Genomic DNA, 2,523 nt, shown 5'->3' on the forward strand with positions numbered 1-2,523 from the left:
CGCCGAGAGCGACGACGGTGGCGAATCGTGGCGGCGACCGCAGGCGGGCCTCGAGCATCGATATTGCTGGTCTGTCGTCCCTGATCCCGGCGATTCCGACCGCGTCATGGTCTCGAGCGCCAGCGGCGCGTCGACGGCCCACACTGCGAGCAGGGCGGACTCGCACGTCTATCGCCGGGATGGCGGCGATTCGTCGTGGGAACGGCTCGAGGGGCGCGGCCTGCCGACCGGCGAGGGCGTCGTCCGAACGGTGTTCGCGACCACCGGGAAACCGGGCGTCGTCTTCGCGGTGAACAATCGCGGGCTCTTCCTGACGCGGGACTTCGGCGACTCGTGGGATCGAGTGGGGATCGACTGGCCCACCGGACTCAAGGATCAGACGCCGCGCGGATTGGTCGCGCTGCCGTGAGTCGTCACTGGTCGTCGCCTCGCTCGCCTGCGGGCGTTTCTCTGATCGCGCGACGAAACAGCGTGAATCGAGACAACGGTGACGGCGGTGCGTACGGCCGTGCCGAGCCGTGGACCGCGCTCGAGGAGCCGCGTCGCGGGGCCGAAACGGATCCCGAGCGCGAGGGGTTCCCTCGAGCGGCGACGGTGCAAACGGATCCGGTCACCGGGTGCGGGTGGGTCGCTTCGAAATCCTTTTAGGCGCTACACGGGGATAGTAGGGTAACTGAGTGATATCATGGACGTCGACATCATCTCCGAAACGGAAAACCCCATGTTGCATCGAACTGACGTGACTTTCGAACTCTCCCACGAAGACGCGACTCCCGAGCGACTGCAGGTTCGGGACAGCCTCGCGGCGAAACTGAACAAGGACGCCGGCGAGGTCGTCATCCGCAAACTCGACACCAAGTTCGGGATGCGCAAGACCGTCGGACAGGCGAAAGTCTACGAGACGGCCGACTACGCCCGCGACGTCGAGCAAGACCACATGCTCGAGCGCAACAAGATCGGCGCGGACGACGCGGAAGCCGACGCTGACGCAGAAGCCGAACCGGAGGAAGCATAGATGGCACACTACGACCTCTACGGCGACGACGGGACCACCGAGGGCGAACTATGCCCCCGTTGCGGTGACGTCTTCCTCGCCAACCACGGCGACCGGAAGCACTGCGGGAAGTGCAGTTACACCGAGTGGGAATAATCTCCGACCGATGGGCGACGTGCCGAATACGGATGTGGCACGTCGAACGCCGGTAACAGCCGCTTTTCAGCCGTGACTGACACCGTCCGTATCCTCGGGATCGAAGGCACCGCCTGGGCCGCCAGCGCAGCGGTCTTCGACGCCGAGACCGACGACGTATTCATCGAGACCGACGCCTATCAGCCCGAGAGCGGCGGCATTCACCCTCGAGAGGCGTCCGAACACATGCACGACGCGATTCCGCGCGTCGTCGAACGCGCGCTCGAGCACGCTCGCGAGACTTACGATGGCCCGGGGACCGACGTCGACGAGCGCGGCTCGTCGGGCGAACAGGCAGCACCTGTTGACGCCGTCGCCTTCTCCCGCGGCCCCGGCCTCGGCCCCTGCCTTCGCGTCGTCGGGACGGCCGCTCGAGCGCTGAGTCAGGCGCTCGAGGTACCGCTCATCGGCGTGAACCACATGGTCGCCCACCTCGAGATCGGCCGGCACAGCTCCGGCTTCGACTCGCCGGTGTGTCTCAACGCGAGCGGGGCGAACGCGCACCTGCTGGCCTACCGGAACGGGCGCTATCGCGTCCTCGGCGAGACGATGGACACCGGTGTCGGCAACGCGATCGACAAGTTCACGCGCCACGTCGGCTGGTCCCATCCGGGCGGGCCGAAAGTCGAGGAGGCCGCGAAGGAGGGCGAGTACGTCGATCTCCCCTACGTCGTCAAGGGAATGGATTTCTCGTTTTCGGGAATCATGAGCGCCGCCAAGCAGGCCGCCGACGCGGGCACGCCGGTCGAAGACGTCTGCTACTCCCTTCAGGAGAACGTCTTCGGCATGCTGACCGAAGTCTCGGAGCGCGCCCTGTCGCTGACCGGCAGCGACGAACTCGTCCTCGGCGGCGGCGTCGGCCAGAACGCCCGCCTGCGCGAAATGCTCGCGGAAATGTGCGCCCAGCGGGGTGCCGAGTTCCACGCGCCCGAGCCCCGCTTCCTGCGGGACAACGCGGGGATGATCGCGGTCCTCGGCGCGAAGATGTATGAGGCCGGCGACACCCTCGCGCTCGAGGACTCGCGCGTCGACCCCGACTTTCGGCCGGATCAGGTGGATGTTACGTGGCGCGCGAGGACCGAGCGAAGCGAGGGCCTCGGAACTGCGAGCGGTGACGGGAGGAACCGCGAGCGATCTGACGAGCCCGAACTCGCGGCGGAACGCGGTGCGGGCGCGGCGGCCGAGACTCACGTTCGCGGTGCCGAAGCCGTCGTGGACATAGAACCCGAAGTCGGCCGCGTCACGAAACGCCGCGAGGAGAAGACCTACCGCCACCCCGAACTCGACGACCGACTCCGCCGCGAGCGGACGACCCTCGAGGCCCGGCTGACAAG

5 protein-coding genes are annotated in these 2,523 nt (G+C 67.2%); all 5 read left to right on the plus strand.

The genetic code is table 11. The features are described 5' to 3' along the window. A partial coding sequence (locus PGX04_RS24305) for a beta propeller repeat protein (protein ID WP_465263843.1) occupies nt 1–409 on the plus strand: 409 nt, incomplete at its 5' end. Nucleotides 410–471: 62 nt separating this feature from the next. Continuing rightward, complete coding sequence (locus tag PGX04_RS24310; RefSeq protein WP_273740861.1) at nt 472–648, plus strand: hypothetical protein; 177 nt, start codon at nt 472–474, stop codon at nt 646–648. Between the two features lie 37 nt (nt 649–685). Continuing rightward, nucleotides 686–1,015, plus strand: a complete 330-nt coding sequence (locus PGX04_RS24315) for a 30S ribosomal protein S24e (RefSeq protein WP_098725640.1) — start codon at nt 686–688, stop codon at nt 1,013–1,015. Then, nucleotides 1,016–1,150 carry a 30S ribosomal protein S27ae gene (locus tag PGX04_RS24320; RefSeq protein WP_273740862.1) on the plus strand — a complete coding sequence of 45 codons (135 nt, stop codon included), beginning with the start codon at nt 1,016–1,018 and terminating at the stop codon, nt 1,148–1,150. A 72-nt stretch (nt 1,151–1,222) separates the two neighbouring features. Beyond that, nucleotides 1,223–2,523, plus strand: a 1,301-nt coding sequence (locus tag PGX04_RS24325; protein WP_273740863.1) for a bifunctional N(6)-L-threonylcarbamoyladenine synthase/serine/threonine protein kinase, incomplete at its 3' end; no start/stop codon positions are given.

The sequence above is a fragment of the Natrinema soli genome (assembly GCF_028618695.1).